This is a genomic window from Streptomyces venetus (assembly GCF_039540295.1).
Classification (GTDB): domain Bacteria; phylum Actinomycetota; class Actinomycetes; order Streptomycetales; family Streptomycetaceae; genus Streptomyces; species Streptomyces venetus.
Genome location: NZ_BAABET010000015.1, coordinates 1 through 26,309 on the forward strand (window position 1 = coordinate 1; position 26,309 = coordinate 26,309).

The following is a 26,309-nucleotide window of genomic DNA, read 5'->3' on the forward strand; positions in this document are numbered from 1 at the left end:
GTGGGTGGGGTGGCTCTGGCGGGGGCGAGGGTGGAGGGGGCAGGGGTGGGCGTGGAGGTGGGGGTGTCCGAACTTGTCGCGGAGGCCGCGTTGTTGCAGGCGCGGCTCGACTGGTTTCAGGCTCAACTGACCCGGCTGGGGGAGCGGGGGGACGGCGGGGCGCCGCAGGGGTAGCGGGGGGTGGGCCGGGTACTCGGGGGTTCCTACGTCGAGAGGAGGCGGAACACCGTGACCGGGACCATTGATCAAAGGGCCGTGCGCGACGAGCACCACTCCGTGGGGGAGCTCGTCTCACAGGCCGCGGAGCAGCTCTCCCGGCTCGTGCGGCAGGAAGTGGCTCTTGCCAAGGAGGAGCTGGCCGAGAAGGGACGGCGTGCGGGCCGTGGCGGTGGACTGCTCGGGGCGGCGGGTGCGGTCGCCTACGCCGGGTTCCTCGCGCTGGCCGGTACGGGCATCGCCGCGCTGTCGCTCGTGCTGTCCGTCTGGGCCGCGGCGCTCATCATCACGGGTGTGCTGTTCGTGATCGCGGGCGTGCTGGCCGCGGTCGGCCGGGGACAGCTGCGGCGGGCTACGCCTCCCACGCCTGAGGAGGCTCTCGGCAGCGTCAAGGCGGACGTGGAGGAGATCAAGGAAAGGGCGCATCGATGACGGAAGCGACGGGTGGGGCCAAGGGGCCCGACGAACTGCGGCAGCAGATCGAGCGGACTCGGAACGAACTCGGGGACACGGTGGAGGAGTTGGCGGGGAAGGCGGATGTGAAGGGGCGTGCGCGGGCTCGGGCGGCAGATCTCCGGGACAAGGCCGGGGCGATGACCGTGCAGCTGCGGAGCAGCGCCGCGCAGGCTGGGTACACGGTGCAGGACAAGGCGACGCATACGGGGCCTCGGCCGGTGCGGAATGTCGTGCGGGCCGGGATGCGGCATCCGCGACCGGTACTGGTTGCCGGGGTGGCTGCGGGGGCTGCGGTGGTGGCGGTCGAGGTGGTGCGGCGGCGGCAGCAGCAGCGTGGGCATCGCTGGTGTTGAGGGGCTGAGCGTCGGCCGTGGGGTGTGGGTCGGGGGCGTGCCGGGGGGTGTCCGTCCTCGGAACGGCGCGACCAGGTCACCTACCGGCTCACTGGCGTTACACGCGCCGCCCGCTGCGGGCGGGCACCCCCCGACACGCCCCCTTCCGTGGCACGGCGGCTGCGAGCCGTCCTAGCTGCGGGCATGCGTGCCGCTAGGGGCGATGGGGGTCCCCCCTGCTCGAGCGAAGCCGAGGGCTTGGGGGAGGGTGGGCGCAGCGGCACCCCGTTCCGCCGGGTTGCGTGACGCCCCGACCTCGGCGACAACTCGGAGCTTGACCTCAAGTTTGGTCGAGGTTGCAGGGTGTGGTGTGCACCGACCGGAGCACACCACAGGAGCCTTCAATGAGCCGTCGAACTGAGCAGCACCCCGACCTCACCGACCCGCGCATCGGCGCACCCTTCTTCAGTACGTGGCGCGTGGGGACCCCCGAGCGCCAGCGGCAGACCGTGGACGCGATAGGGCGTACCTGGGAGCGGCGGCCCTGGCCCGCTGGTGATCTGCTGGGGTATCACGTGTACGCGGGGGACGACGGAACCACGCTGATGCACTACTCGCAGTGGAGCAGTGAGCAGGGCTACGAGGGCTTTGTGAAAGCTCATCGGCAGGAGCGGGTCGACGAGATCGACACCCATGTGCCGGGGATCGAACGGGTGGGGCTCGGCCGGTACCGGCGGTATCGGAGCCGGGAGCGGGCCGTCGGGGATGTGCGGGTGCCGGGGCTGATCGTTGCCGTGCGGGTCGACTTCGAGGCCGGGGAGCGGCGGGCGGAGTGGGTGGACCTCGTGCTCCGGGGCGTGGCTGAGGATCCGGAGGGGCATGCCGGGCTGATCTCCGCCCACTTCCATCTGAGCACCGACGGCGGGCACGTGCTGAACTACGCCGAGTGGGAGAGCGACCGGGCCTATGACGAGTCCTTGGCCGCACCGGTGACCGACGCGTGGGAACGGGTGCGGACGTATCCGGGGGTGAAGGGGTCGAGCGGGAGCCGGTACCGGCATGCTCTGGGGCTCGTGCCCGGGTGAGGCCGGCTGGGCGTGGTGTCCAGCCGGCCCCCGGGGTGAGGGTGTTACGGGCGGAAGCGCAGGACCTGCGGGTCGTGGTCGCTGATCTGGTCGTTGAACTCCGCGTTGATGTGCACGCTGTCGTACTCGAAGTCGCAGTCGCGGCGGATCGACGGGCTGATCAGGATCTGGTCGAGCACCTGGCTGTTGCCCTGGTACGTGTACGAATAACGCTCGCTCCGGGGGAGCGACTTGATCGCCGACCAGAGTTCGCCGCGGCCCTCCAGGAGCTGCGCGGTGCGGGAGAACTCGAAGTCGTTGATGTCGCCCAGGGCGATGACGTCCGCGTTCTTCTGGGTGTCGAGGATGTCCTTGACGAAGGCGTTCACCAGGGTGGCCTGCTGGTGCCGCTGGGTCTCGGAGCTGCGGGACGGCGGCTGGTACTGGGACGTCAGGCCCTGGTCGCCGCCCTTGGAGTTGAAGTGGTTGGCGATCACGAAGACCGTGCGGCCCCGGAAGACGAACTCGCCGGCCAGCGGCTTGCGGCTGTTCTTCCAGGCCTCCTCGGCGGGGGCGACGCGCCCCGGGCTGAGGGTGAGGTGGGCCTTGCCGCGGATCTTCGTGACGGCGGTGGCCGTGGTGGCGTCGCCGCCCGCACGGTCGGTGAAGGAGACCCGCTCCGGGTTGAACAGGAAGGCCTGGCGGATGTTGCCGCCGGGCTCGCCGCCGTCCGTGTTGTTCGCCGGGTCGATCGAGCGCCAGTCGTACTTCGGGCCGCCGGCCGCGACGATCGCGTCGATCAGCTTGGTCAGGGTCTCGTCGGCCGCGACCGTGCCGTCGTTCGTGGCGCCGTTGTTGTCCTGGATCTCCTCCAGGGACACGATGTCCGGAGACTTGAGGTTGTTCACGATCGCGGCGGCGTGGGCGGCGAACGTGTCGTCGGAGGGGTCGAGGTTCTCCACGTTGTAGGTGGCGACCGCGAGCTCGGAGGAGCGCTGCCTGCTCGTCGTCTCGCGCTTCAGGCCCGACGACTTGAGCGTGCCGAGCTCGCTCGCGACCAGGGTGTAGCCGCCGAACTGGTTGTAGTCCAGCGGGCCCGCCGTCGTGCCGGTGAGGGTGTCGCCGACGTTCGCCTCCGGGAAGTCGGCCGTCGGGCCGAGGGACTGGATCTGGAGGCGGCCGGTGTTCTGGGCGTCGTAGGAGCCGTAGACCGTGCCGCCGTGGCGGTTGCGGTTCTCGTGCGGCTTCACCGTCACCCAGAGCTCGGTGTACGGGTCGGTGGCGCCGACCACGCGGGTGTCGGCGACCCGGACCGTCATGCCCTCCAGCGACTCGTAGTGGTCCAGGGCGTACTTCGCGGGCCGGAGGGGGAGCGCGTTGATCGAGCCGTTCGCGTCGGTGGCGCCGGCCGGTGCGTAGGCGGCGGGGACCGACCGTGCGGAGACGGTGGTGGCCGCGGGGAGCGGGTTGCCGCTGGACAGGACCGTGAACGTCGGCTTGGTGATCTCCGTCAGGGACTGGTTGCCGGAGGTGGTGCCACCGGGGACGTACTCCGAGACCGTGCCGCCGACCGTGACGGAGTCACCGACGGCGACGCCCTTCGGCGTGGAGCTGGTGAAGACGAAGACGCCCTCGCTGGTCGCGGCGTCGGCGTCCGGGTTCGGGTCCTGGATCCAGAAGCCGCGGGACGAACCGTAGGTGCGGATGCCCGTGACGATTCCGGGTACGTCGGCGACCTGCTTGCCGGCGTACGGGGAGGTCCGGGTGGTGCCCTGGATGTCGTGGACACGGACCGAGTCCGCGTGCGCGGGGGCGGTGAGGACGATCGTGGATGCCGCGGAGCACGCGGCGGCGACGGTGAGCGCGGCGAGGCGCGCGGACGACTTGCTCGGCAACGGGATTCCCTCCGGGGACGTGACAGGCGCCGGGACGAGGGTGGAACGTGTGGCTGGCAGCCGCTACCTGTGGGGCGGGCGGTGTGACGCGCGTAGAGAGTGGTGGACGGGTGTGTGGTGGGGCTGACCCGGTGAACAAGTGTCCGCCGACTTCTACGCGCGTCAATCTCCTGCCTGCTCAGGGCAGTTGTCAAGGTTTCGGCCATGTACAACCGCTGACGGGGACATGAAGTGGGCGGCATGGGTGTAAATCCGTCTAGGCTGAGCGGCTGAGTCGTATGAGGCGTCCTAGGAGAACAGCCGATGTCAGACAGCTCCCCCCTGCCGCCGGTGCGGCTGCACTCCGAAGCGGAGCTGGCGCGCGACGCGCTGTCCACGCCGGTGCTGTCCCGGGCCGCCCGACTGGCCCGCTGGGCCGGGCCGGAGACCCGGGTCGACGCGGGCGGCGGCCTCGTCGACGAGCAGCTCCCCGCGGCGGCCGAGGCACTTGACCTGAGCGGAGACGACGCCGCCGCCGACGCCAGTGAGGCGTGGCGGGTGGCCGTGGACGCCGGGCTCGTCGAGATCGTCGACGAGGAGGAGGGCACCGTCCGGGCCGGCGAGGATCTGGCGCTGCTCACCGGTGGCTCGCCGCACGACGTGCTCGCGGTGTGGCTCACTGCCCTGGAGACGGTGCTCGCCGACGCGAGCGTGCCCGACCTGGAGGGACTCGCCGATCTCGTGGACGAGGGCGGCGAGATCGATCTCTCCGCCCTCGACTGGGATCCGGAGGCCGAGGCCGAGTTCCTCGACGGCGTGCTCGGCAACCTCTACCTGCTGACCGCCGGCGAGGACACGCCCGGTGACGCCCCGGTGCCGCTGCCGGCGCTGGCCGCTTCGGTGATCGTGCCCAGCGACATGGGGGAGCCCACCAACGACGTCCTGGAGCAGGTGTCCGACGCGATGATGCGGCTGGACGACCAGTTCCGGACGCTGGAGCCGGTGGGGCTCGTGGAGTACCAGCCCGTCGACGAGGCGCTCATGGCCGACGCCGACGAGGAGCCCTCGGCGCCCGTCGACGACACCGACGTCTCCCGCTACGGCATGGTCCGGCTCACCCCGCTCGGGCTGTACGGCATGCGCGCCCGGCTGATGGAGGCCGGGTTCGAGGCGCCGGCCGTCGGCGAGCTCGCGGACAAGGGGGCCGACGCGCTGCTCGACGGCACGGCGGAGTACCCGCCGGGCGCGGCACAGGCCGAGACCGAGCAGTGGCTGGAGCGGCGGGAATCGCTCGCCGCGGCGCGGGAGTTGCTGGCTGCGGCCCGGGGCTCCGACCCCGGGGCGCCGTTGCGGCGGTTGCGGTGCCAGCAGGCCCTGTCGCTCGTCGGCGCTTCGGCCGAGCCCGCCTTGCGGGAGGTGCTCGACGATGCCGAGCTGGGCGGCCTCGCCCGGGTGTGGCTGACCGAGCACGGCGCGACGGACGTGCCGCCCCCGTCCGAGGCGATGGTGTACTGGCTGACCATCGACACGGTGGCCGCGCAGCTGGCCGCCGAGGGGAACTCGGAGGAGCTGCGGGCGCTGGTGCAGGGGCTTGCTCAGCAGCACAGTGGGTTCTTCGCCGCCGTGTGGCGGGTCGATCATCCGGCTACCGCCGATGTGCTGGAGGCGATGGGGCGGTTGCACCCGGACAAGAAGGTCGCCAAGGAGGCGCGGAAGGCTGCGTTCAAGGCGCGGTCGCAGCAGGGGGGCTGAGTTCGTCGCGCGAGTGCCGGCTCGTCGTGGATTTTCGCGCAGTTCCCCGCGCCCCCGGGGTGTTGTTCAACCGGTGTTCACGGATGAGCGGGACGGTTTCGCCGAACGAGGTCCGCCACCCTCCACGGCATCCTCACCGTCACAGGAGACACCATGTCGCTCACCCGCAGGGACTTCGCCAGGAATTCCGCGATCACCGGTGCCGGTGTCGCGCTGGCGGGCAGCGTCGGCGCCCTCGCCACCGCACCCAACGCCCTCGCGTCCTACGACACCGAGAGCAGCACGGAGGAGGCGTCCGCGGAGGCGGGGCGCGGGGTCGGCTACGGGCCGCTCGTGTCCGACCCGAAGGGCATCCTCGCCCTGCCCGCCGGCTTCGAGTACCGGGTCATCACCTACAGCGGCAGAACCAAGCTGGAGTCCGGTGAGTTCACGCCCTCCAACCACGACGGCACCGCCACCTTCGACGGCCCCCGCGGCACCACCCTGCTCGTCAACAACCACGAGCTGAAGGGCCCCCGCGCCAACTGGAAGTACCCGGTCCCGCTCACCGAGGGCCTCGTCTACGACCCGGCCGCCGCCGGTGGCTGCACGGTCGTCGAGGTGCGCCCCGACAGGCGGGTCGCCGAGTGGGTCGGCATCGCCGGTACGTCCACGAACTGCGCCGGTGGCCGCACCCCCTGGGGCACCTGGCTCACCTGCGAGGAGAACTCCGACAAGGCCGGCGTCAACGGCATGACCAAGGACCACGGCTACGTCTTCGAGGTCGACCCCGTCGACCGGCGCGCCAACCGGAGCCCCAAGCCGCTGAAGTTCTTCGGCCGCTACGACCACGAGGCCGTCGTCATCGACCCCCGGCGCGGCCACGCCTACCTCACCGAGGACGCCGCCGGCCCCAACGGCCTCTTCTTCCGCTGGACCCCGCCCAAGGGCTTCGAGTACGGCCCCGGGAAGTTCCGCGAGCTGGCCGACGACGCCGGTGTCCTCCAGGCGCCCAAGTGCTTCGACTCGGGCGGCAAGTTCGTCGACGACCTGTCCCGCGCCACGAAGATCGGCACCGTCTACGGCGTCGACTGGGTGGACGTACCCGACCGCGACGCCCGCACCACCCCCGTGCGCAAGCAGTTCGGCGACGGGGAGGTCACCCGCGCCCGCAAGCTCGAGGGCATGTGGTGGGGCGACGGCGGCGCCTACATCGTCTCCTCGTACGCCCGTCAGGAGAGCCCGGTCCAGCACGACGGACAGGTCTGGTTCTACGACCCCAAGCGCCGGACGCTGACGCTGAAGGTGCTGCTCGGCGTGAACCCCGACCCGGCCGAGGACGGTGCCTTCGACGGCCCCGACAACATCACCGTCTCCCCGTACGGCGGCCTCGTCATCGCCGAGGACGGGGAAGGGGTGCAGCACCTGTTCGGGGCCACCGACAGCGGCCGCACGTACCCGATCGCCCGCAACGAGCTCAACATCGGCACCGCGGAGGAGCCGGAGTTCAGCGAGTTCACCGGCGTCACCTTCTCGCCCGACGGCCGGACCCTTTACGCCAACATCCAGACCCCCGGCATCATGCTCGCCATCACCGGTCCCTGGAAGCGCCAGCGCCGCTGAGGCTCGGACCCCTCGAACGCGAGCTCGGTGACCGGCTCCACCCAGGCCGGCACGGTCGCCGGGTTCGCCGCGCTGGAGGAGACGGGCGGGCGGCCCCGGCCCGGTAGCCCGTGCCGGGCCCGGCGCCGCCGGATACAGTGCTGCGCGTGCGGACGGAGAATCAGCGGGCGGAGCCGGGTGCCGACCGGCCCGAGAGTGCCCGGCGCCGGGCCACGATCCACGACGTCGCACGACTGGCCGGGGTGTCACGCCAGACGGTCTCCCGGGCGGTCAACGACAAGGGTGAGATCGACCCGGGCACCAAGGAACGGGTCCTGGAGGCCGCGCGGCTTCTGGACTACCGGCCCAGCCGGTTCGCGCGCGGACTCGTCCAGAAGGGGACGGTGACGGCCGGCCTGGTCATTCCGGACCTGCGGAATCCGTTCTTCCCCGAGGTGGCCGCGGGGGTGCTGGAGGCGGCCGAGCAGCGCGGCTGGCAGGTCGTCGTGTGGGACTCCCGGATCGACGAGGCCAGGGAGCGACAGGCGCTCGACGTGCTCTCCCACCAGGCCGACGCGGTCGTGGGCTACTTCATGGACCCGGACGACGTCCTCACCCGGCACCTCGGCGGCGTCCCCCTGGTGCTGCTGGAGCGCGGACCACAGCAGACCCGGTTCGCGGCCGTCGGCATCGACGCCGCCACCGGCGTCGAACAGGGCATGAACCATCTCTTCCGCGCGGGGCACCGCCGGATCGGCATGCTGGACGGCGTGCACAGTCCCGGCCCCCGCCGGCAGGCCTTCCTGGACCAGGCACGCCGGCTCGGGTTGCCGGCCGACGAGGACTGGGTCGTGGTGTGCCCCGAGCACAGCGTCGCGGGCGGCGAGGCGGGCATGGAACGGCTGCTGGCCGCACGCCCGGACATCACCGCCGTCTTCGGCTTCAACGACCTGATCGCGGTCGGGGCGATGCGCACCGCCCGCCGCCGCGGCCGGAGCGTCCCGGACGACCTGGCCGTCCTCGGCTTCGACGGCCTTTCCCTGGGCGAGCTGGTGGAACCCGCCCTGACCACCCTGCACATCGACAAGCGGAGACTCGGGCGGCTGGCCGTGGAGCAGGTGGCCCGGCTGCGCGCGGGTGAGGAGCCGCTGCGGGGCGCGGACGCCTGGGTGGTGCCCGAACTCGTGGTGCGCGCCTCAGCCTGACGAACGCCCGACGTCCGCCGACCTCCGCCTGGCTTCCAGGCGCCGTCCGCTCGACTCCCGTCCGATGTCCGCCTGACGTCCGTCTGACGTCCGCCTGACCTCCGGCGGCGCCAGGCACGGCAGATCGGCCGTGCAGCTCCCTCGTGGTGTTCGTGATCGGGGCGCGGCACTTCCTGCGGGACCTGGCGGCGGGGGCGATGAAGAGGTGAGGCGGCCCGATGCCGAGCGCACGCGCCGCCCTCGGCGGTTCTCGGTAGGGTGCGGAGAGAGTCCCCGGTTCCGGGGTGGGCCCCACGGTTCATGAGGAGTGCACGCATGGCGCAGGCCAGGCCCATGCGGGCGGATGCTCGGCGCAACTACGAGCGGTTGCTGAAGGTCGCCGTGGAGGCCTTCGCCGAGCACGGGGAAGGGGCGTCGCTCGACGACATCGCCAAGCGCGCGGGGGTGGGCTCCGGCACGCTGTACCGGCACTTCCCGACGCGGCACGCGCTGCTGGAGGCCGCGTACCTCGACCGGATCGAGGCGATCGCGGCCCGGGCGGACGAGCTCGCGGCCGAACTCCCGCCGGGCGAGGCGCTGGTCGAGTGGCTGTACGCACTCGGCGCCGGGCTGATCCGGATGCGCGGCCTCCGGGCCCTGCTGGGCCCGGCCGTCGCGGACACCGGCTCCCCCGTGGGAACGGCCTGCGGTGACTCGGTGAAGGGCGCGGCGGGGCGACTGGTCCGTGCGGCCCAGGAGGAAGGCGCGCTACGGTGTGACATCGAGCCGATCGACGTCCTGCGGCTGGCCCATGGTGTCGCGGCGGCGGCGGAGCTGGCGGACGCGGAGTGCGGGCACATCCGGCGGTATCTGACGTTGCTGACGGAGGGGTTGCGGCCGCGGGGATCCTGAGACGACGGGGAGGCCGGCCCGGGGTCGACACGTAGGGTGCGGGGGCGGCCTGCGGGTGCGGTGGGTGTGTGGCTTGGCGAGCAGTTCCCCGCGCCCCTCAAGGGGGCACGGGGAACAGGCGTGTCACAGCGCCTGGGCCGCGGGCTTCACCATCCCCCTCACCGTGCGCGACTTCACGAAGTCGCCCATCGCCGTCATCTCCCACTCGCCGGAGAACTGGCGGATCAGCTTGGCCATCAACACGCCCGTCTGCGGCTCGGCGCTCGTGAGGTCGAAGCGGACCAGTTCCTCGCCCGTCGTGCCGTCCAGGAGGCGGCAGTACGCCTTGGCGACCTCCGTGAACTTCTGGCCGGAGAAGGAGTTGACCGTGAAGACCAGGCCCGAGACCTCCTGGGGGAGACGGCCGAGGTCGACCGTGATGACCTCGTCGTCCCCGCCGCCCTCGCCCGTGAGGTTGTCGCCGGAGTGCCGGATCGCGCCGCCGACGATCTGGAGCTTGCCGAAGTAGCAGCTGTCGATGTGGTTGCGCTGCGGCCCGTAGGCGATGACCGAGGCGTCCAGGTCGATGTCTTTGCCGCGGTACGCCGGCTCCCAGCCGAGGCCCATCCGGACCTGGGAGAGCAGGGGGCGGCCGCCCTTGACGAGGGAGACCGTCTGGTTCTTCTGGAGGCTGACGCGGCCCTTGTCGAGGTTGATCTTCCCGGCGCCGGGCGCGGGCGGCGGAGGTGTGGCCTGGGCCGCGGGTGCGGGTGCGGAGACGGGCGGGGCCGGGGCGGCCATGGGGGGCTGCGCCGGGGGCGGCGGAGCGGCCACCGGCTGGGCGGGCGGCACCGGCTGGGCCGGGGCGGCCGGCTCCTCCACCGTGACACCGAAGTCCGTGGCGATGCCCGCGAGGCCGTTGGCGTATCCCTGGCCGACGGCACGGGCCTTCCACTGGCCGTTGCGCCGGTAGATCTCGACGATCACCAGGGCCGTCTCGGCGCCGAGCTGCGGCGGCGTGAACGTGGCCAGGACGGAGCCGTCGTCCGCGTTGCGGACGGTGGCCGTCGGTTCGATGCCCTGGAAGGTCTGGCCCGCGGCGTCCGGGCTCGCCGTCACGACGATCTTCTCGATGCCCGGGGGCACGGCCGTCGTGTCGACCGTGATCGCGTCGGGCGAGGTGCCGCCGCCGGAGCGGTACGTCACGCCCGGGCCCGACGGCTGGTTGTAGAAGATGAAGTCGTCGTCGGAGCGCACCTTGCCGTCGGCGGTGAGCAGCAGGCCCGATACGTCGAGCCGCACGGGGGCGGCGACGTCCACCGTCACGCGGGCGGCGGACAGGGGGATGTTCGAGCCGGGGGTCATAGCTGTCATGCCCCGTGAACGAGCGAGGCGGTTTTACCGTTCCCTTACCCTGCGCCCAATCGGGTCAGCGCCGATTGCGGGGGTGGTCGCGCGCCGTGCGTTCGTTGCCCCGCTTGTAGTTGCCGGTCCAGCGGGCCATGACGAGCTGGGGGTCGGAGGCCTCGACCTCGGCGAGGAACCGCGCGGCCCGCGGGCCGTTCAGCGTGCTGGCGAGGCGGCCGTGGTGGCTGATGCGGACGGTCCCGCCGGTGTGCTGCTCGTAGCTGAATCCGTGGGGGCGCGGCATGCCGCGAGGGTAGGGGACGGGAGGCGGACACCCCAGTGATTTTCGCCCGCCCCCATTGATAGGCGTTCCGCTATCAATCCGTCGGACATCGGCATCGGGCGGAGGTTCCCCCGGCGGCCCGGCTGCACAAGACTGGCGGAGAAGGATCTTGCACAACCGCTGGGACACGGGGGACGCGGGGGAGTGTGGGGTGCGGCGAGAGGGGGGCCGCACCCCACACGTGTGTGGTCCTTCCGGCTCCCTACGGCACCACCACGATCTTCCGGCCCACCCCGGCCGCGAACTGCTCCAGGGCCTGCGGGTACCGCTCCAGTGGAATGCGGTCACTGATGAAGACGTCGGGGTCCAGGACGCCGTTCGCGAAGAGCTCCGCCGCCCGTTCGAAGCTGTGCAGCACCGCCATCGAGCCCGTGATGGTGATCTCCTGGTTGTAGATGCGGTACGGGTCGATCGTCACGCGCGTCGCGTAGTCGGCCACGCCGAACTGAAGGAACGTGCCCGCCTTCGCCACCCGGTCCAGGCCGTCCTGGATCGCCGCCGCGTTGCCGGTGGCGTCGACGACCAGGTCCCAGCCCTGCGGGCGGTCGAGTTCGTCCGGGTTCGCCGCCGACGCCGAGACACCGAGGCGGCGGGCGGTCTCCAGACGGGCGGAGTTCACGTCGACGACGTCCACACTCGCCGCGCCCGTGCGCTTGGCCAGCTCCAGCATCATCAGGCCCATGGTGCCCGAGCCGTAGATCAGGACATGGGCGCCGAGGCGGGACTGGAGGACGTCGTAGCCGCGTACCGCACAGGACAGCGGCTCCACCAGTGCCGCGTCCTCGGTGCGGACGTGCTCCGGGAGCTTCACGCAGTTCGCCACCGGGGCGACCGCGTACTGTGCCGCGCCGCCGGCCGTCGTGACGCCGATCGCGGCCCAGCGTTCGCAGAGGTTGTTGTGGCCGGTGCGGCAGTAGCGGCACTCGTAGCAGTACAGGGACGGGTCCACCGCGACCCGGTCGCCCACCGACACCTCCGTGACCTGGGCGCCCACCCCGACGACCTCGCCGGCGAACTCGTGCCCGGGCACGATCGGCAGCTTCGGGGCGAACTCGCCCTGGAGGATGTGCAGGTCGGTGCCGCACAGCCCGCAGGCCGCGACCTCCACGACGACCTCCCGCGGCCCTGGCGTCGGGTCGGGGACCTCGGCGACGACGGCCCGGCCCACGGACTCGATGACGGCGGCCTTCATTTCACGGCTCCCAACGACAGGCCCTGGACCAGCTTGTCCTGGGCGGCGAACCCCGCGGCGAGCACCGGCAGGGAGATGACGAGCGACGCGGCGCACACCTTGGCCAGGAACAGGCCCTGGCTGGTGATGAAGCCGGTCAGGAAGACAGGGGCGGTCTCGGCGACGACGCCGGTCAGCACCCGTGCGAAGAGCAGTTCGTTCCAGCTGAAGATGAAGCAGATCAGGGCGGTCGCCGCGATGCCGGGCAGGGCCATGGGGGCGACCACGCGCGTGAGGACCGTCGGCAGCCGGGCCCCGTCGACCCGCGCCGCCTCGATCACCGCGACCGGGATCTCGGCGAGGAACGACTGCATCATCCACACCGCGATCGGCAGGTTCATCGAGGTGTAGAGGATGACCAGCAGCCAGATGTTGTCCAGCATCCCGGCGTTCTTGGCGAACAGGTAGATCGGCAGCAGGCCCGCCACGACCGGCAGCATCTTCGTCGACAGGAAGAAGAACAGCACGTCCGTCCACTTGCGGACCCGGTTGATCGACAGCGCGTACGCGGCCGGCAGGGCCAGGGCGAGGACGAGCAGTGTCGAGGCCACGGACGCGACCGTCGAGTTGATCAGGGCGGGCCAGGGGCTCGCGCCGCCGCCCGCGCCGAAGAACTCGCGGTAGCCGTCGAGGGTCAGGGCCGCGGTGAAGGACGGCGGGTTGGTCGCCGCGTCCGCCTCCGAGTGGAAGGACGTCAGGGCCATCCACGCGATGGGCAGGAAGAACGCGATGCCGAGCAGCCAGGCCAGCAGGCCCAGGCCCGCACCCTTGCCACGGACCCGGCGGGCACGCAGTGCGGTCGTGCTCATGCGCGGGACACCTCCTCACGGAACAGGGACGACACCACGCGCAGGGCGAAGGTCGCGATGACGATCGAGCCGATGACGACCAGGACGCCCGCGGCCGAGGCGAGGCCGTTCTCGTGGGCCTGGTAGAAGCTCTGGTAGACGGTGTAGGGGAGGTTGGCGGTGCCCAGGCCGCCGGACGTGATCGTGAAGACCGCGTCGAAGTTCTGGACGATGTAGATCGAGCCCAGCAGGGCGCCCAGTTCGAGATAGCGGCGCAGATGGGGGAGCGTCAGGTGGACGAAGATCTGCCAGTCGCTCGCGCCGTCGACCCGGGCGGCCTCGATCTGTTCCTGGTCGCGGCTCTGCAGGCCGGCGAGCAGGATCAGCATCATGAACGGCGTCCACTGCCAGACGAGCGACGCCTCGACCGCGAGCAGCGGGGTGTTGGAGACCCAGTCCGGCTGTGGGCCGCCCACATAGTGCAACAACCCATTGAGGAGGCCGTATTCAGGGTTGTAGAGCACATGCTTCCAGAGCAGTGCCGCTGCCACCGGGACCACCAGGAACGGGGCGATCAGCAGGGTGCGGACGAGGCCGCGGCCCCGGAACCGCCGGTCCAGCAGCAGGGCGAGTACCAGTCCCAGCACCAGACTGGCCAGGACGACCGCGACCGTCAGCAGCACGGTCGTCCACACCGAGTGGCGCAGGTCCGCGTCGGTGAGGACCTCCTGGTAGTTGCCGAGGCCGGTGAAGCGGCGGGCGTCGGGATAGAGGGAGTTCCAGTCGAAGAAGGAGATCACCAGCGTGGCCACGAACGGCAGCTGGGTGACGATGATCATGAAGATCAGGGCGGGGAGCAGCGGGGCCCGGGTGGCCCAGGCGCGCAGCCGGGCCGAGGGCGGACGTGTCGCGGGGACCGGGGGCGTGGCCACGGGGGCCGTTGTCGTCGCTGTCATCGTCCCTCGTACTCCTCGGAGATCTTCTCGGCGAGCGCCTGTGACTTCTTCAGGGCCGAGTCGACGGACTGGCGTCCGGCGATGGCCGCGCTGATCTCCTGGGAGACCTTGGTGCCGAGGTCGGTGAACTCGGGGATGCCGACGAACTGGATGCCGGGGGCGGGCCGGGGCTGCACGCCGGGGTCGTCGGGCCGGGCCCCCTCGATGGCCTCCTTGGTCATCTCCTGGAAGGCGGCGGCTTCCTTGCGGTAGTCGGCGTTGGCATACGTCGAAGCACGCTTGCCGGCCGGCACGTTGGACCAGCCCGCCTTGTCGCCGACCAGTTCCTCGTAGCCCTTGCCGGACGCCCAGGAGACGAACTTCCAGGCGTTGTCGGGGTTGCGGGAGGCGTTCTGGATGCCCCAGGCCCAGGTGTAGAGCCAGCCGGAGGAGTCGGTCTTCTCGACGGGGGCGGGGGCGTAGCCGACCTTGCCCTTGACGGGCGAGTTCGCCGCCTCCAGGGATCCGGCCGCGGAGGTGGCGTCGTACCACATGGCGACCTTGCCCTGGGTCATGTTGTTCAAGCACTCGGCGAAGCCGGACTGGGCGGCGCCGGACTCGCCGTGCTCGCGCACCAGGTCGACATAGAACTTCGTCGCCTTCTTGAATTCCGGGGAGTCGAGCCGCGCCTTCCAGTTCTTGTCGAACCAGGTGCCGCCGAAGGTGTTCACGACCGTGGTCAGGGGTGCCATCACCTCGCCCCAGCCGGGCAGGCCGCGCAGGCAGATGCCCTTCATGCCGGGTTCGGCGCCGTCCGCCTTCGCCGCGAGGTCCGCCACCTGCTGCCAGGTGGGGCGCGCGGGCATGGTCAGGCCCTTCTGCTCGAACACGTCCTTGCGGTACATCAGGAACGAGGACTCGCCGTAGAAGGGCTGGCCGTAGAGCTTGCCGTCGTCCCCGGAGAGGGACTGGCGCATCGGCTTGAGGACGTCCTGCTCGTCGTAGGCCGGATCCTTGGCGACGTACGAGTTCATCTCGCGCAGCCAGCCGTTGCGGGCGTAGATCGGTATTTCGTAGTTGGACAGCGTGGCGACGTCGTACTGGCCGGCCTGGTTGGCGAAGTCCTGGCTGATCTTGTCGCGGACGTCGTTCTCGGGCAGCACGGTGAAGTTGACCTTGATGCCCGTCTCCTTGGTGAAGTGGGCGCGGGTCAGCTTCTGCAGCTCGACCATCTGGGGGTTGTTGACCATCAGGACGTTGATGGCGTCGCCGCCGGATCCGGCCCCGCCCGCGCCGACCCAGCAGCCGGAGAGCAGCGGGGCGAGCAGCGTCCCTGCGGCGGCCATGGCGAGCGTGGCTCGCGGTGGCCGTCGTCGGCTCTGGGTTCGCATGGATCGCTCCTGGAGATATGGGGAGAGGATGTATGGGGAGATAAGGGGCATCACGGGGCGTGGCTGAGCCCGGGGACGTGGAGTGCGGTGGGGGAGTGCGGTTGGTCAGACGCGGATGACCTGCGGTCCGAGCAGTGAGTAGCGGTGGGCCTCGGCCGTCGGCAGCAGGGTGCTCGTCACGATCGTCTCCAGCGCGCCGACCTCGGCGAACCGGCAGAAGCTGACGGCTCCGAACTTGGTGTGCACACCGGCGAACACCGTGCGGCGGGCGGCCCGGATCGCCTGTGTCTTGACCTCGCTGACGGCCGGGTCGGGGGTGGTGAGGCCGTGTTCGCGGGAGATGCCGTTGGCGCCGATGAACGCCAGGTCGACGACGAAGCCGGCCAGCATCTTGGTCGTCCAGTGGTCGACGGTGGCGAGGGTGCCGGAGCGGACCCGGCCGCCCAGCAGCAGGACGGACACGGTGTCGGTCTCGGCCAGGGCGCCCGCGACCGGCAGGGACGCGGTGACCACGGTCAGCGGCCGGTCCCGGGGGAGTGCTTCGGCGATGAGCTGCGGGGTGTAGCCCTCGTCGACGAAGACGGTCTCGGCGTCGCCGAGCAGGTCGGCGGCGGCGGTGGCGATGCGCCGCTTCTCGGGGACGTGGCTGGTGGCGCGGAAGGCGAGCGTCGTCTCGAACCCGGCGCTCTCCACGGGGTAGGCGCCGCCATGGGTGCGGCGGAGCAGGCCGTGGTCCTCCAGGACGCGCAGATCCCGCCGTACGGTCTCCTTGGCCACGCCGAGTTCGGAGGCGAGGGCGGTGACGTCGACCGAGCCGTCGCGCCGGGCGGCCAGCACGATCTCGCGCTGACGTTCTTCCGCGGTTCTGTTCATGGCCGTCACCCGCCTCCCTGCTGTGCTGCCCGTTCGGGCCATGGGGGAAGTTCTACAGCGGGTCCTCGACGGTGGCCAGGTCTGTTGCGGGCGCGATCCTGCCCGTGTGTGCCCGTTCGGTCCCGGACATGCGCGGCGTTCCGCGGGGGTGCAGCGGCCGTCTGCGGGCGCTTTGTGGCTGGTGGCGCAGTTCCCCGCGCCCCTGAGGGTGTCGCCCCGCCGCCTTCCGGAGCGTGCCCGAATGCCCGAGCGGGCGGGTCCGTTTTTTGCCCGCCCGCCGCCGGAGGTGATGTCCTCAGGTCAGTGCGGCCAGACCGGCGGGTCCGTCACGAACTGCCCGCCCAGGTAGGCGTGCGCCTCGTTGCCGTCCTGCAGTTCGCCCTGCTCGGCGATCAGCTTCTCGGCGAAGGGCTCGGAGTCGTCCTGGGGGTCGTAGCCGAGCGCCCGCGCCGAGGTCAGGTCCCACCAGAGGCGGGTGTTGGCGGAGGAGCCGTGGACGACCGTGTGGCCGACGTGCTCGGCGGTCAGGGCCGCGTGGAAGAGCCGGGCGCCGTCGGCGGGGCTCATCCACACCGAGAGCATGCGGACGCTCGTCGGCTCGGGGAAGCAGGAGCCGATCCGCACCGAGACCGTCTCCAGGCCGTGCCGGTCCCAGTAGAGCTGGGCGAGGTCCTCGCCGAAGCACTTCGACAGGCCGTAGAAGGTGTCCGGGCGGCGCGGGGTGTCGATCGGGATGAGGGGGTCGTCGCCTCGCGGGCGCGGGGTGTAGCCGACGGCGTGGTTGGACGAGGCGAAGACGATCCGGCCGACGCCCTCCTCGCGGGCGGCCTCATAGAGGTGGTAGGTGCCCTCGATGTTCGCCTTGACGATCTTCTCGAAGGGGGCTTCCAGGGAGATGCCCGCGAGGTGGATGATCGCGTCGACACCCCGGACCGCCTCGCGCAGGGCCTCCCGGTCGGCGAGGTCGGCGACGATCGCGTCCGGCGCGCCCTCGACGGGGCGCATGTCGAGCAGGCGCAGGTCGTAGCCGTAGTCGGGGAGCAGGTCCCGCATCAGGGTGCCGAGGCCCCCGGCGGCGCCGGTGAGCAGAACGGTGCGGGGAGCGGGCATCCTCGGTTCTCCTTGAATCGGCCATTGTGCACATGAGCGCACGCCATTCATAAGCGTGGACACGCTAAGGAGGTGGGGTGGAGCCCGTCAAGGGGGTCGCGTGAGTGACGAATGCGCTGATGTGTCCAGGGTTCGCGCGCTTGACCGGCACCGAGGCGGCGCCTTAGCGTGGACTCGTTCAGAAATATAGACGGCAATCATGAATATGGAACCGGGAGAGCTCGTGACGTCAGCCCCTCTCGCCGCCCGACTCGACATCCCCAGCGGACCGCTGTTCTTCCCGGTCACCGCCTACGGACCCGACGGCTCCGTGGACCTCGACACCTACCGCACACATGTGCGCCGCGGGGTCGAGGCCGGGGCCGCCGCCGTGTTCGCCTGCTGCGGCACCGGCGAGTTCCACGCGCTGACGCCCGAGGAGTTCGAGGCCGGCGTCCGGGTGGCCGTCGAGGCGGCCGAGGGCCGGGTGCCGGTCGTCGCGGGCGCCGGGTACGGCACCGCGCTCGCCGTGCGCTACGCCCGCCTCGCCGAGGCGGCCGGGGCGGACGGCCTGCTCGCCATGCCGCCCTACCTCGTCGTCGCCGGGCAGGAGGGGCTGCTGCGGCACTACCGGGAGGTGGCCGCGGCGACCTCGTTGCCCGTCATCGTCTACCAGCGCGACAACGCAGTCTTCACCCCGGAGACCGTCGTCGAACTGGCCCGTACGGACGGGATCATCGGCCTCAAGGACGGGCTCGGCGACCTCGACCTCATGCAGCGGATCGTCAGCGCCGTACGCTCCGCGAGCCCGGGGGACTTCCTCTACTTCAACGGCCTGCCGACCGCCGAGCAGACCCAGCTCGCCTACCGCGCCCTCGGCGTCACGCTCTACTCCTCCGCCGTGTTCTGCTTCGCGCCCGAGCTCGCCCTCGCCTTCCACCAGGCCCTGCGGACCGGCGACGAACCGACCGTCGAGAAGCTGCTCGACGGTTTCTTCCGCCCCTTCGTCGAACTGCGCGCCCAGGGCCGCGGCTACGCCGTCGCCCTCGTCAAGGCCGGTGTCCGGCTGCGCGGACTGGACGTGGGAGAGGTGCGGCCCCCGCTGCACGAGCCGACCGGGGATCATGTGAAGCAGCTCGCCGAACTGATCGAACGCGGCTACGCGCTGCTGGAGGAGGCCAAGTGAAGGCGTCGGCTTTCGTCTACCCCTGGGACGTCAACGGGGACCCGGAGGCGCCCGCTCGGATCGCCGGGCTGGGCGTGGAGCAGGTGACGCTCGCCGCCGCCTACCACTCCACCCGCGCGCTCACGCCCCGCCACCCCCGCCACCGCATCGTCACCGCCGAGCACGCCGCCGTGCTGTACCCGGCGGGCGACCGCTGGGACGGGCGGGAGCTGCGCCCCTACCCGGCCGGCGGCTGGGCCCCCGGGGACGCCTTCGGCGAGGCCGCCGCCGCGCTCACGGACGCCGGTCTCGAGGTGCACACCTGGGTCGTCCTCGCGCACAACTCCCGCCTGGGCGCCGAGCACCCCGGCACCTCGGTCGTCAACGCCTACGGGGACCGCTACCCCTGGGCTCCGTGCATCGCCCAGCCGGCCACGCGCGCGTACCTGATCGACCTGGCTGCGGAGGCCGCCGTCCGGCCCGGGGCGCGCGGCACCGAGCTGGAGTCCCTCGGCTGGTACGGCCTGGAGCATCTGCACGCCCACGACAAGACCGGCGGCGTCGGCCTCGGGGACGCCGGGCAGTACCTGATGGCGCTCTGCTTCTGCCCGGCCTGCCGGGAGGGTTACGGCCGGCACGGCCTGGACGCCGACGAGCTGGCGGTCGCGGTACGGGCCGCGCTGGAGCCGGTGTGGCAGGGCGCGCCCTCGGACGGGGGCTGGACGGGCATCGAGAAGCTCCTCGGCGAGACGCTCGCGAACACCACGCGCGCGTACCGCGACGAAACCGCCCGCTCGCTCCAGGAGGAGGCCGTCGCGGCGGTCCGGGCCGCCGCCCCCGACGGCTTCCAGGTGCTGCTCCACGCGGACCCGGTGTCCTACCACGCCGGCGCCAACCCCGGGGTCGATCCGGCGCACATCCTGTCCGTGGCGGACGGTGTGGTCGTGCCCTGCGCGGGCGGCACCGGCACGCTGACGCCGTTCGCCCGGCAGGGCAGGGAGGGCGCCGTCATCGCCGCCAACTTCCCCGTCGTCTCCGGCATGGGCGGCAGCCCCGGTACCCTCGCCGCCGACGCCGCCGAGGCCACGCGCCTCGGCGCCACCGAACTGCGGCTGTACCACGCCGGGCTCGCGTCCGACGGCGACCTGGAGACGGTCCGCTCCGCCCTCACCACGCGCTGAGACGCCGGGCCACGCCTTCGTCGCCGGGGTCCTTGCCGGGGCAGGTGTGGTGGGGTGGCGTCGCCGGGCGGGGTGGGCTTGGCGTGCGTGTCGCGCTGAGGCAGTGGCTTGGCGTCGCCGGTCGGAGGCGGTGGGGGCCTTGCAGAGGGCTGATGTGGTGGCGTGGTGCGCGTGTCGGGGACGGGTCTGGCTCTTGTGCCGCGCTCAGGCCGTGGGTGCTTGTCGCCGGGCGGCGGCGGTTTGGGTCCTTGTCGGGCGGCCCTGTTGTGGTGGGTGGCATCGCCGGGCGGGGCGGTACGGACCTTGCTGAGGGCTGATGTGGTGGCTTTGTGGCGCGTGTCGGGGATGAGTCGGGCTCTTGTGTCGCGCTGAGGCGTCGGCCTTTGTCGCCGGGCGGTGTGCGCTTGGCTCTCATGTCGCTGAGGCGATGGGGCGGCGTCGCCGGTCGGGGGCGGTTCGGGCCCTGCTGGGGCTGATGCGGTGCGGTGGCGTCGAGGGGCGGGGACGGTTCTGCCCTCGGAGGGGGCTGAAGTGGCGAGGGGGCCTCACCAGGCGGCGGTGGTGGTCCCCGTTCTCGACGGGCGCTGAAGCAGCGCGGCCGCTGTCGTCAGCAGGGCCACGCCCAGCGTCACCAGCATCAGCCGGTGGCTCACCAGCTCGACCAGGGCCGCTCCGGCGGCCAGTCCGAGCACGTTCGGCGTGTACACCAGGGTGTGGGCCGTGGCGGTGACGCGGCCCAGCAGCGGGCCCGGCGTCTCGCGCTGCACCGAGGTCAGCGTGGCGATCAGCACCGCGGGCAGGCCCGCGCCGATCGCCGCGCTGCACACCAGCGCCGACGGGTCGGACGGCACCGCCCGCAGGGCGACCGCGACGGCGAGCAGCGCGATGCCGTACGCCGCGAAGCGCCGCTCGCCCAGTCGGCGCAGGGCGCTGCCGGAGAGCAGCCCGACCGCCACCGACCCCGCGCCCTGCACGGCGTACAGCACACCCGCGTACGCGGGGGAGTGGCCGAGGCCGTCGACCACGGCGTAGACCAGCGCCCCGTTCAGTCCGGCGCACAGCATGGTGGCGCCGCCCGCCACGACCAGGGCGCGCAGGCCCGGGTGCGCCCACAGGTGGCGGGCGCCCTCGGCGGTCTGTCGACGGTGGTTCCCGGCCGGCCGCGCGGGCTTCTCCTCCCGAACCCGCAGCACCGCGTACATCCCCGTGGCCAGCACGAACGTAGCCGCGTCCAGGAGGGCGACGCCCGCCCCGCCGTACGCCGCGTACAGGCCCGCGCCCGTCAGCGGGGCCAGGAGCTTCATGCCCTCGGTCGCCGTCGTCCGCAGGCCGTTGAAGTCGCCCAGCAGGGCCGGGTCGACGGCGGCCGAGACGAGCGCGGACTCGGCCGCGTCATGGACGACGCCCGCCGCGCCGTATACGAACAGCACCGCGTACAGCAGCCACAGCTCCCCCGGCGAGTCGACGGACACGAGGGTGAGCAGGAGGGCGGCGAGGAGCACGTTCACGCCGATCAGCACCGGCTTGCGGCGGCCGCGGTCGGCGACGGTGCCCAGCAGCGGCCCGGCCAGGGCCGGCAGCCACATGGCCAGCATGCACAACGCGGCCAGGCCGTCCGAGCCGGTGAGGTCCTTCACCCACACTCCGGAGGCCAGCCACAGGGCCGAGGTGCCGAAGCCGGACACCACCGCGCCGGAGAGGTAGAGGCCCGCGTCGCGGTCGCGCAGGACGCGCAGGAGAGGCCAGGTCGTCTTGGTCGTCATGCCTGGCCATCGTGGGACTAAGGATGGCGCGGAGGGATCGGGAGAGTGCCTTAGTTCGCGTCGGGATGATCAATCCCACTGTATGGCGAGCATCTCCCCGAGCTTGCCGAGGCCCTGAACCCAGCCCTCCTCGTGGAGGGCCCGCCGCCGCTCCGTGGCGAAGTCGCCCTGGTCGAGGGTGAGGTGGGACTGTCTGACGTCGGTGTCGTACAGCGACAGCGTCACCACCGTCTCCCGGTCCTCGGGGTCGGGATCCTCCCAGCGGAAGGTGTACGACAGGCCTACCGGGGGATGGACGTCGATGTATTCGCCCACCAGGTAGAACAGCTCGCCTTCCGGGGGCTGCATCGCGATCCGGTAGGCGCCACCGGGGCGGAGGTCGATCTCCACACTCGGGGTGCTGAACCCGTCGGGGCCCCACCAGCGGGCCACTTCCACGGGGTCGGTCAGTTCTCGGAACACGCGCACGGGCTCATCCGCCAGCTCGAATTCCAGGTGCAGTCTCAGCCCGACGTCCTGTGTCATAGCGCACCACCCGTCACTGAAGGTGCCTGAAATAACCCCTATGTTCATATTAGGTCGGCCGACCATGGGCCACGATTCCGGCGATGCGATGAGTCCCGGGGGCGGAGCCGGTCTACCTCCCAGGAACGGAACCACGAGGAGCAGCCGATGACCGACACGACTCCGACCCTCGACCTCGGACCGCAGGCGGCGGTCGTGGTGCGCTTGGCCGAAGGTGTCACCGACGAACAACTGGCGGACCCGACGCCGTGCCCGGAGTACGCGGTGCGCAACGTGCTGGCCCACCTGGCCGGGCTGGCCATCGCCTTCCGCGACGCCGGCCGCAAGGACCTGGGCGTCACCACTGACACCCGCCCGGGCTCCACCGTGCCCGAGCTCGGGCACGGCTGGCGCGAAGGGTTGCCCAAGGCGCTCGGCGAGATGGCGGAGGCCTGGCGGGATCCGGCCGGCTGGACCGGCATGACCCGCGCCGGAAGCGTGGACCTCCCCGGCGAGATCGCGGGTCTGGTCGCCATCGACGAGTTGGTGATCCACGGCTGGGACCTGGCCCGCGCGACCGGCCAGTCCTACGCCCCCGACCCTGCCGCGCTCCAGGCCTGCCACGACTTCCTCGCGGCGGCGGCCGACGACCCCGGCCGCGGCGAGATCTTCGGCCCCGTCGTGGACGTCGGGGTGGACGCCGGGCTGCTGGACCGGGCGGTGGGGCTGAGCGGACGGCGGCCGGGGTGGACGCCCAGGTCGTAGAAAGCGATTGCTACTTCCTTGGTCGAAAGCATTGACGAACCCCCCGCGCCCTCCTACCGTCATCGCGTCGTACTTCGTACGTCATATATGAGACGCGATACGCGAGATCCGATACGCGATCCACCGAGACGCGAGATCCGAGAGGCGCGCATGACCTCTGTGCCCACGCCGATCCCCTCCCGCACGCAGTTCGTGCTGGAAGGGATCAAACACCGCATCCTCACCGGGCAGTTGACGCCGGGCCAGGCCCTGGTCGAGACCGAGCTCGCCGCGCAGTTCGGGGTGTCGAAGACGCCCGTGCGGGAGGCGCTCAAGACCCTCGCCGGTACCGGGCTGGTCGTGATGAGCCAGTACAAGGGCGTCACGGTGCGCATGGTGGACGCGGACATGGCGCGCGAGGTCTACGACGTGCGGCTGCTGCTGGAACCCGAGGCACTGAAGCGCGCGGTGCAGCGCGGTGCCTCCCTGGACGCCGCCCGGTCCGCGCTGACCAGGGCCGACGAGGCCACGGACACCGCCGAACGCTCCCTCGCCAACCGGGAGTTCCACCGCGCCCTGTACCTGCCGTGCGGCAACCCGCTGCTCGGCCGGATGCTCGACGAGGTCCGCGACCAGGCCGCCCTGGTCTCCGCCGTCGCCTGGGCCGCCTCGCCCTCCTGGGAGCGGGAGGCCGGCGAGCATCGCGAGATCCTCCGGCTCGCCCTCGACGGCGACGCCGACGGCGCGGCCCGCGCCCTCCACTCCCACATCGCGTCCTTCGTGCGGCGCGCGTTCCCCGAGGCAGGACTGGAACAGGAAGGTCAGGAATGAGCAGCGTGGCGTTCGAGACCCAGCGGGCGGCCCTGGCCGACGTGGTGGCGATCCCGGTGACCCCGTTCGCCGAGGACGGCTCCGTCGCGCAGGACACCTACCGGGCCCTGCTGCGCCGTCTGCTCGACGGCGGCATCACGACCCTCACCCCCAACGGCAACACCGGCGAGTTCTACGCCCTGACCCCCGAGGAGCGCCGTCTGGTCACCGAGTTGACCATGGACGAGGCCGGGGACCGGGCCGTCGTCCTGGTCGGGGTCGGACACGACGTCCCGACGGCCGTCGCCTCCGCCCGGCACGCCCGCGAGCTCGGCGCCCAGATGGTGATGGTCCACCAGCCCGTCCACCCCTACGTCTCGCAGGACGGCTGGGTCGACTACCACCGTGCCGTCGCCGAGGCCGTGCCCGAGCTGGGCGTCGTCCCGTACATCCGCAACCCGCAGCTCACCGGGGCCCGGCTCGCCGAACTCGCCGACCACTGCCCGAACGTCATCGGCGTGAAGTACGCCGTGCCGGACGCCGCCAAGTTCGCGGCCTTCGCACGGGACGCGGGTCTTGAGCGGTTCGTGTGGGTGGCGGGGCTCGCCGAGCCGTACGCCCCCTCCTACTTCTCCGCGGGCGCCACCGGCTTCACCTCCGGGCTGGTCAACGTCGCCCCGGCCGTCTCCCTGAACATGATCGAAGCGCTGCGCTCCGGCGACTACCCGGCCGCCATGAAGGTCTGGGAGCAGATCCGCCGCTTCGAGGAACTGCGCGCCGAGAGCGGCTCCGCCAACAACGTCACCGTCGTCAAGGAGGCGCTCGCCTCCCTCGGACTGTGCCGCCGCGAGGTCCGCCCGCCGAGCAAGCCGCTGCCTCAGGGCGAGCGGGCCGAGGTCGCCGCCATCGCCGCAGGGTGGTCGATATGACCGACCGGAAGCGTCCCGAGGACCTCAGAAGCCACCAGTGGTACGGCACCGAAGGCCTGCGCACCTTCAGCCACCGTGCCCGCACCCGCCAGCTCGGCTACCTCCCCGAGGAGCACCTCGGCAAGCCGGTCATCGCGATCCTCAACACCTGGTCCGACATCAACCCGTGCCACGTCCACCTGCGGGACCGCGCGCAGGCCGTGAAGCGGGGGGTGTGGCAGGCGGGGGGCTTCCCGCTGGAGTTCCCGGTCTCCACGCTGAGCGAGACCTTCCAGAAGCCCACCCCGATGCTCTACCGCAACATGCTCGCCATGGAGACCGAGGAGCTGCTGCGGTCCTACCCCGTCGACGGGGCCGTGCTGATGGGCGGCTGCGACAAGTCCACGCCCGCCCTGCTGATGGGTGCCGCGAGCGCCGACCTGCCGGCGGTGTTCGTGCCGGCCGGTCCCATGCTGCCGGGGCACTGGCGCGACGAGGTGCTCGGGTCCGGCACCGACATGTGGAAGTACTGGGACGACAAGCGGGCCGGCGTCATCGGCGACTGCGAGATGCAGGAGCTGGAGAGCGGCCTGGCCCGCTCGCCCGGCCACTGCATGACGATGGGCACGGCCTCCACGCTGACCGCCGCCGCCGAGGCGCTCGGCGTCACCGTCCCGGGCGCCTCCAGCATCCCGGCCGTGGACTCCGGGCACGACCGGATGGCCGCCGCCGCGGGGCTCAGGATCGTCGAACTGGTCCACAAGGACCGCAAGTTGAGCGACATCCTCACCGCCGAGGCCTTCCAGGACGCGGTCACGACCGTGCTCGGTCTCGGCGGTTCCACCAACGCGGTGATCCACCTGATCGCCATGGCCGGCCGCGCGGGCGTGAAGCTGACCCTCGACGACTTCGACCGCGTCGCCCGCACGGTCCCGGTGCTGGCCAACGTACGGCCCGGCGGACAGACCTACCTGATGGAGGACTTCCACTTCGCGGGCGGTCTGCCCGGGTTCCTCTCCCGGATCACGGACCTGCTCCACCTGGACCGGCCGACCGTCTCGCACGACACCCTGCGGGAGCAGCTCGACGGCGCCCGGGTCCACAACGACGACGTCATCCGGACCCGGGACAACCCGGTCGCGCAGGAGGGCGGGGTCGCCGTGCTGCGCGGCAACCTCTGCCCGGACGGCGCCGTCATCAAGCACATCGCCGCCGAGCCGCACTTGCTCAAGCACACCGGCCCCGCCGTCGTCTTCGACGACTACAAGACGATGCAGCGCACCATCAACGACCCGTCGCTCGGCATCACCCCCGAGCATGTGCTCGTGCTCCGGAACGCCGGCCCCAAGGGCGGCCCGGGCATGCCCGAGTACGGGATGCTGCCGCTGCCCGACTACCTGCTCAAGCAGGGGGTCCGCGACATGGTCCGGATCTCCGACGCCCGGATGAGCGGCACCAGTTACGGCACGTGCGTGCTGCACGTCGCCCCCGAGTCGTACGTCGGCGGACCGCTCGCCCTGGTCCGCACCGGGGACCGCATCACCCTCGACGTCGAAGCACGCACCCTCCATCTCCACGTGGACGACGAGGAGCTGGAGCGGCGCAGGGCGGACTGGACGCCGCCGCCCACCCGGTACGAGCGCGGCTACGGGGCGCTCTACAACGAGCAGATCACGCAGGCCGACACCGGCTGCGACTTCGAGTTCCTCGCCCGCCCGGGCCGGGTCGCCGACCCCTACGCGGGCTGAACCACCGCACCACGCGCCACGCCTCACCGCACCACGCGCCACCGCACCGCACGACCTGGAGGCCGTCGCCGCCAGGCCCCACGGCACCACCGCGCCGCCTCGGCGCGCCCCCGCACGCAGCGCGACCCGGCACGACCCC

At 71.7% G+C, this 26,309-nt stretch carries 24 protein-coding genes; 13 read left to right on the plus strand and 11 right to left on the minus strand.

The annotated features are described in order from the left end of the window. Window positions 1–228: 228 nt before the first annotated feature. The 3 genes from ABEA82_RS36025 to ABEA82_RS36035 all read left to right on the plus strand — a co-directional run bounded on the left by ABEA82_RS36025 (window position 229) and on the right by ABEA82_RS36035 (window position 2,089). Window positions 229–648 (plus strand): phage holin family protein, encoded by a 420-nt coding sequence (locus ABEA82_RS36025; RefSeq protein WP_345665973.1) that lies wholly within the window; start codon window positions 229–231, stop codon window positions 646–648. Beyond that, window positions 645–1,025: a DUF3618 domain-containing protein gene (locus tag ABEA82_RS36030; RefSeq protein ID WP_345665974.1), complete on the plus strand. Its 381-nt coding sequence runs from the start codon at window positions 645–647 to the stop codon at window positions 1,023–1,025. Before ABEA82_RS36025 ends, ABEA82_RS36030 begins: the two co-directional genes overlap by 4 nt. Window positions 1,026–1,408: 383 nt before the next feature. Then, on the plus strand, window positions 1,409–2,089 hold the full coding sequence (locus ABEA82_RS36035) for an antibiotic biosynthesis monooxygenase (protein WP_345665975.1): 681 nt from the start codon (window positions 1,409–1,411) through the stop codon (window positions 2,087–2,089). A 44-nt stretch (window positions 2,090–2,133) separates the two neighbouring features. Here the strand turns inward: ABEA82_RS36035 and ABEA82_RS36040 are convergent, their stop codons facing one another. Beyond that, window positions 2,134–3,963, minus strand: coding sequence for an endonuclease/exonuclease/phosphatase family protein (locus tag ABEA82_RS36040; RefSeq protein ID WP_345665976.1), 1,830 nt, complete (start codon window positions 3,961–3,963; stop codon window positions 2,134–2,136). 303 nt (window positions 3,964–4,266) lie between these two features. Here ABEA82_RS36040 and ABEA82_RS36045 point away from each other — a divergent pair, with 303 nt between their 5' ends. The 4 genes from ABEA82_RS36045 to ABEA82_RS36060 all read left to right on the plus strand — a co-directional run bounded on the left by ABEA82_RS36045 (window position 4,267) and on the right by ABEA82_RS36060 (window position 9,371). Next, the gene (locus ABEA82_RS36045; RefSeq protein WP_345665977.1) at window positions 4,267–5,694 is read left to right on the plus strand and encodes a hypothetical protein; all 1,428 of its coding nucleotides are present in this window, start codon (window positions 4,267–4,269) and stop codon (window positions 5,692–5,694) included. Window positions 5,695–5,847: 153 nt separating this feature from the next. Continuing rightward, a complete protein-coding gene (locus ABEA82_RS36050) occupies window positions 5,848–7,296 on the plus strand; it encodes an alkaline phosphatase PhoX (RefSeq protein WP_345665978.1) in 1,449 nt (482 codons plus the stop codon). A 146-nt stretch (window positions 7,297–7,442) separates the two neighbouring features. Further along, window positions 7,443–8,480 carry a LacI family DNA-binding transcriptional regulator gene (locus ABEA82_RS36055; protein WP_345665979.1) on the plus strand — a complete coding sequence of 346 codons (1,038 nt, stop codon included), beginning with the start codon at window positions 7,443–7,445 and terminating at the stop codon, window positions 8,478–8,480. A gap of 315 nt (window positions 8,481–8,795) precedes the next feature. Then, window positions 8,796–9,371 (plus strand): TetR/AcrR family transcriptional regulator, encoded by a 576-nt coding sequence (locus ABEA82_RS36060; protein ID WP_345665980.1) that lies wholly within the window; start codon window positions 8,796–8,798, stop codon window positions 9,369–9,371. 123 nt (window positions 9,372–9,494) lie between these two features. Here the strand turns inward: ABEA82_RS36060 and ABEA82_RS36065 are convergent, their stop codons facing one another. The 8 genes from ABEA82_RS36065 to ABEA82_RS36100 form a co-directional block, all read right to left on the minus strand. Beyond that, window positions 9,495–10,715 carry a TerD family protein gene (locus ABEA82_RS36065; protein ID WP_345666095.1) on the minus strand — a complete coding sequence of 407 codons (1,221 nt, stop codon included), beginning with the start codon at window positions 10,713–10,715 and terminating at the stop codon, window positions 9,495–9,497. A gap of 64 nt (window positions 10,716–10,779) precedes the next feature. Beyond that, window positions 10,780–11,001, minus strand: a complete 222-nt coding sequence (locus ABEA82_RS36070; protein ID WP_345665981.1) for a hypothetical protein — start codon at window positions 10,999–11,001, stop codon at window positions 10,780–10,782. A 241-nt stretch (window positions 11,002–11,242) separates the two neighbouring features. After that, the gene (locus ABEA82_RS36075) at window positions 11,243–12,232 is read right to left on the minus strand and encodes a zinc-dependent alcohol dehydrogenase family protein (RefSeq protein ID WP_345665982.1); all 990 of its coding nucleotides are present in this window, start codon (window positions 12,230–12,232) and stop codon (window positions 11,243–11,245) included. Continuing rightward, window positions 12,229–13,080 carry a carbohydrate ABC transporter permease gene (locus ABEA82_RS36080; protein WP_345665983.1) on the minus strand — a complete coding sequence of 284 codons (852 nt, stop codon included), beginning with the start codon at window positions 13,078–13,080 and terminating at the stop codon, window positions 12,229–12,231. The genes ABEA82_RS36075 and ABEA82_RS36080 overlap by 4 nt, the downstream gene beginning before the upstream one ends. After that, window positions 13,077–14,015: a carbohydrate ABC transporter permease gene (locus ABEA82_RS36085; RefSeq protein WP_345665984.1), complete on the minus strand. Its 939-nt coding sequence runs from the start codon at window positions 14,013–14,015 to the stop codon at window positions 13,077–13,079. The genes ABEA82_RS36080 and ABEA82_RS36085 overlap by 4 nt, the downstream gene beginning before the upstream one ends. Further along, a complete protein-coding gene (locus ABEA82_RS36090; protein ID WP_345665985.1) occupies window positions 14,012–15,385 on the minus strand; it encodes an ABC transporter substrate-binding protein in 1,374 nt (457 codons plus the stop codon). The genes ABEA82_RS36085 and ABEA82_RS36090 overlap by 4 nt, the downstream gene beginning before the upstream one ends. A 105-nt stretch (window positions 15,386–15,490) precedes the next feature. After that, entirely contained in the window at window positions 15,491–16,258 is a 768-nt protein-coding gene (locus ABEA82_RS36095; RefSeq protein WP_345665986.1) for a DeoR/GlpR family DNA-binding transcription regulator, read from the minus strand. Window positions 16,259–16,558: 300 nt separating this feature from the next. Beyond that, window positions 16,559–17,368: an NAD-dependent epimerase/dehydratase family protein gene (locus tag ABEA82_RS36100; protein WP_345665987.1), complete on the minus strand. Its 810-nt coding sequence runs from the start codon at window positions 17,366–17,368 to the stop codon at window positions 16,559–16,561. Between the two features lie 223 nt (window positions 17,369–17,591). Here ABEA82_RS36100 and ABEA82_RS36105 point away from each other — a divergent pair, with 223 nt between their 5' ends. Beyond that, window positions 17,592–18,533 carry a 5-dehydro-4-deoxyglucarate dehydratase gene (locus ABEA82_RS36105; RefSeq protein ID WP_345665988.1) on the plus strand — a complete coding sequence of 314 codons (942 nt, stop codon included), beginning with the start codon at window positions 17,592–17,594 and terminating at the stop codon, window positions 18,531–18,533. After that, window positions 18,530–19,693 carry a hypothetical protein gene (locus ABEA82_RS36110; RefSeq protein WP_345665989.1) on the plus strand — a complete coding sequence of 388 codons (1,164 nt, stop codon included), beginning with the start codon at window positions 18,530–18,532 and terminating at the stop codon, window positions 19,691–19,693. The genes ABEA82_RS36105 and ABEA82_RS36110 overlap by 4 nt, the downstream gene beginning before the upstream one ends. 545 nt (window positions 19,694–20,238) lie before the next feature. Here the strand turns inward: ABEA82_RS36110 and ABEA82_RS36115 are convergent. Together ABEA82_RS36115 and ABEA82_RS36120 are read right to left on the minus strand one after the other, a co-directional pair. After that, complete coding sequence (locus ABEA82_RS36115) at window positions 20,239–21,456, minus strand: MFS transporter (protein ID WP_345665990.1); 1,218 nt, start codon at window positions 21,454–21,456, stop codon at window positions 20,239–20,241. A 69-nt stretch (window positions 21,457–21,525) separates the two neighbouring features. Next, window positions 21,526–21,981: an SRPBCC family protein gene (locus tag ABEA82_RS36120; RefSeq protein ID WP_345665991.1), complete on the minus strand. Its 456-nt coding sequence runs from the start codon at window positions 21,979–21,981 to the stop codon at window positions 21,526–21,528. A 147-nt stretch (window positions 21,982–22,128) separates the two neighbouring features. Between ABEA82_RS36120 and ABEA82_RS36125 the strand changes: the two genes are divergently transcribed. From ABEA82_RS36125 to araD, 4 genes are all read left to right on the plus strand, one after another. Next, the gene (locus tag ABEA82_RS36125; RefSeq protein ID WP_345665992.1) at window positions 22,129–22,725 is read left to right on the plus strand and encodes a TIGR03086 family metal-binding protein; all 597 of its coding nucleotides are present in this window, start codon (window positions 22,129–22,131) and stop codon (window positions 22,723–22,725) included. A 150-nt stretch (window positions 22,726–22,875) separates the two neighbouring features. Continuing rightward, a complete protein-coding gene (locus ABEA82_RS36130; protein WP_345665993.1) occupies window positions 22,876–23,535 on the plus strand; it encodes a GntR family transcriptional regulator in 660 nt (219 codons plus the stop codon). Then, window positions 23,532–24,443, plus strand: coding sequence for a dihydrodipicolinate synthase family protein (locus ABEA82_RS36135; protein ID WP_345665994.1), 912 nt, complete (start codon window positions 23,532–23,534; stop codon window positions 24,441–24,443). Before ABEA82_RS36130 ends, ABEA82_RS36135 begins: the two co-directional genes overlap by 4 nt. Beyond that, a complete protein-coding gene (araD, locus tag ABEA82_RS36140; RefSeq protein WP_345665995.1) occupies window positions 24,440–26,170 on the plus strand; it encodes an L-arabinonate dehydratase in 1,731 nt (576 codons plus the stop codon). Before ABEA82_RS36135 ends, araD begins: the two co-directional genes overlap by 4 nt. Window positions 26,171–26,309 lie beyond the last annotated feature (139 nt).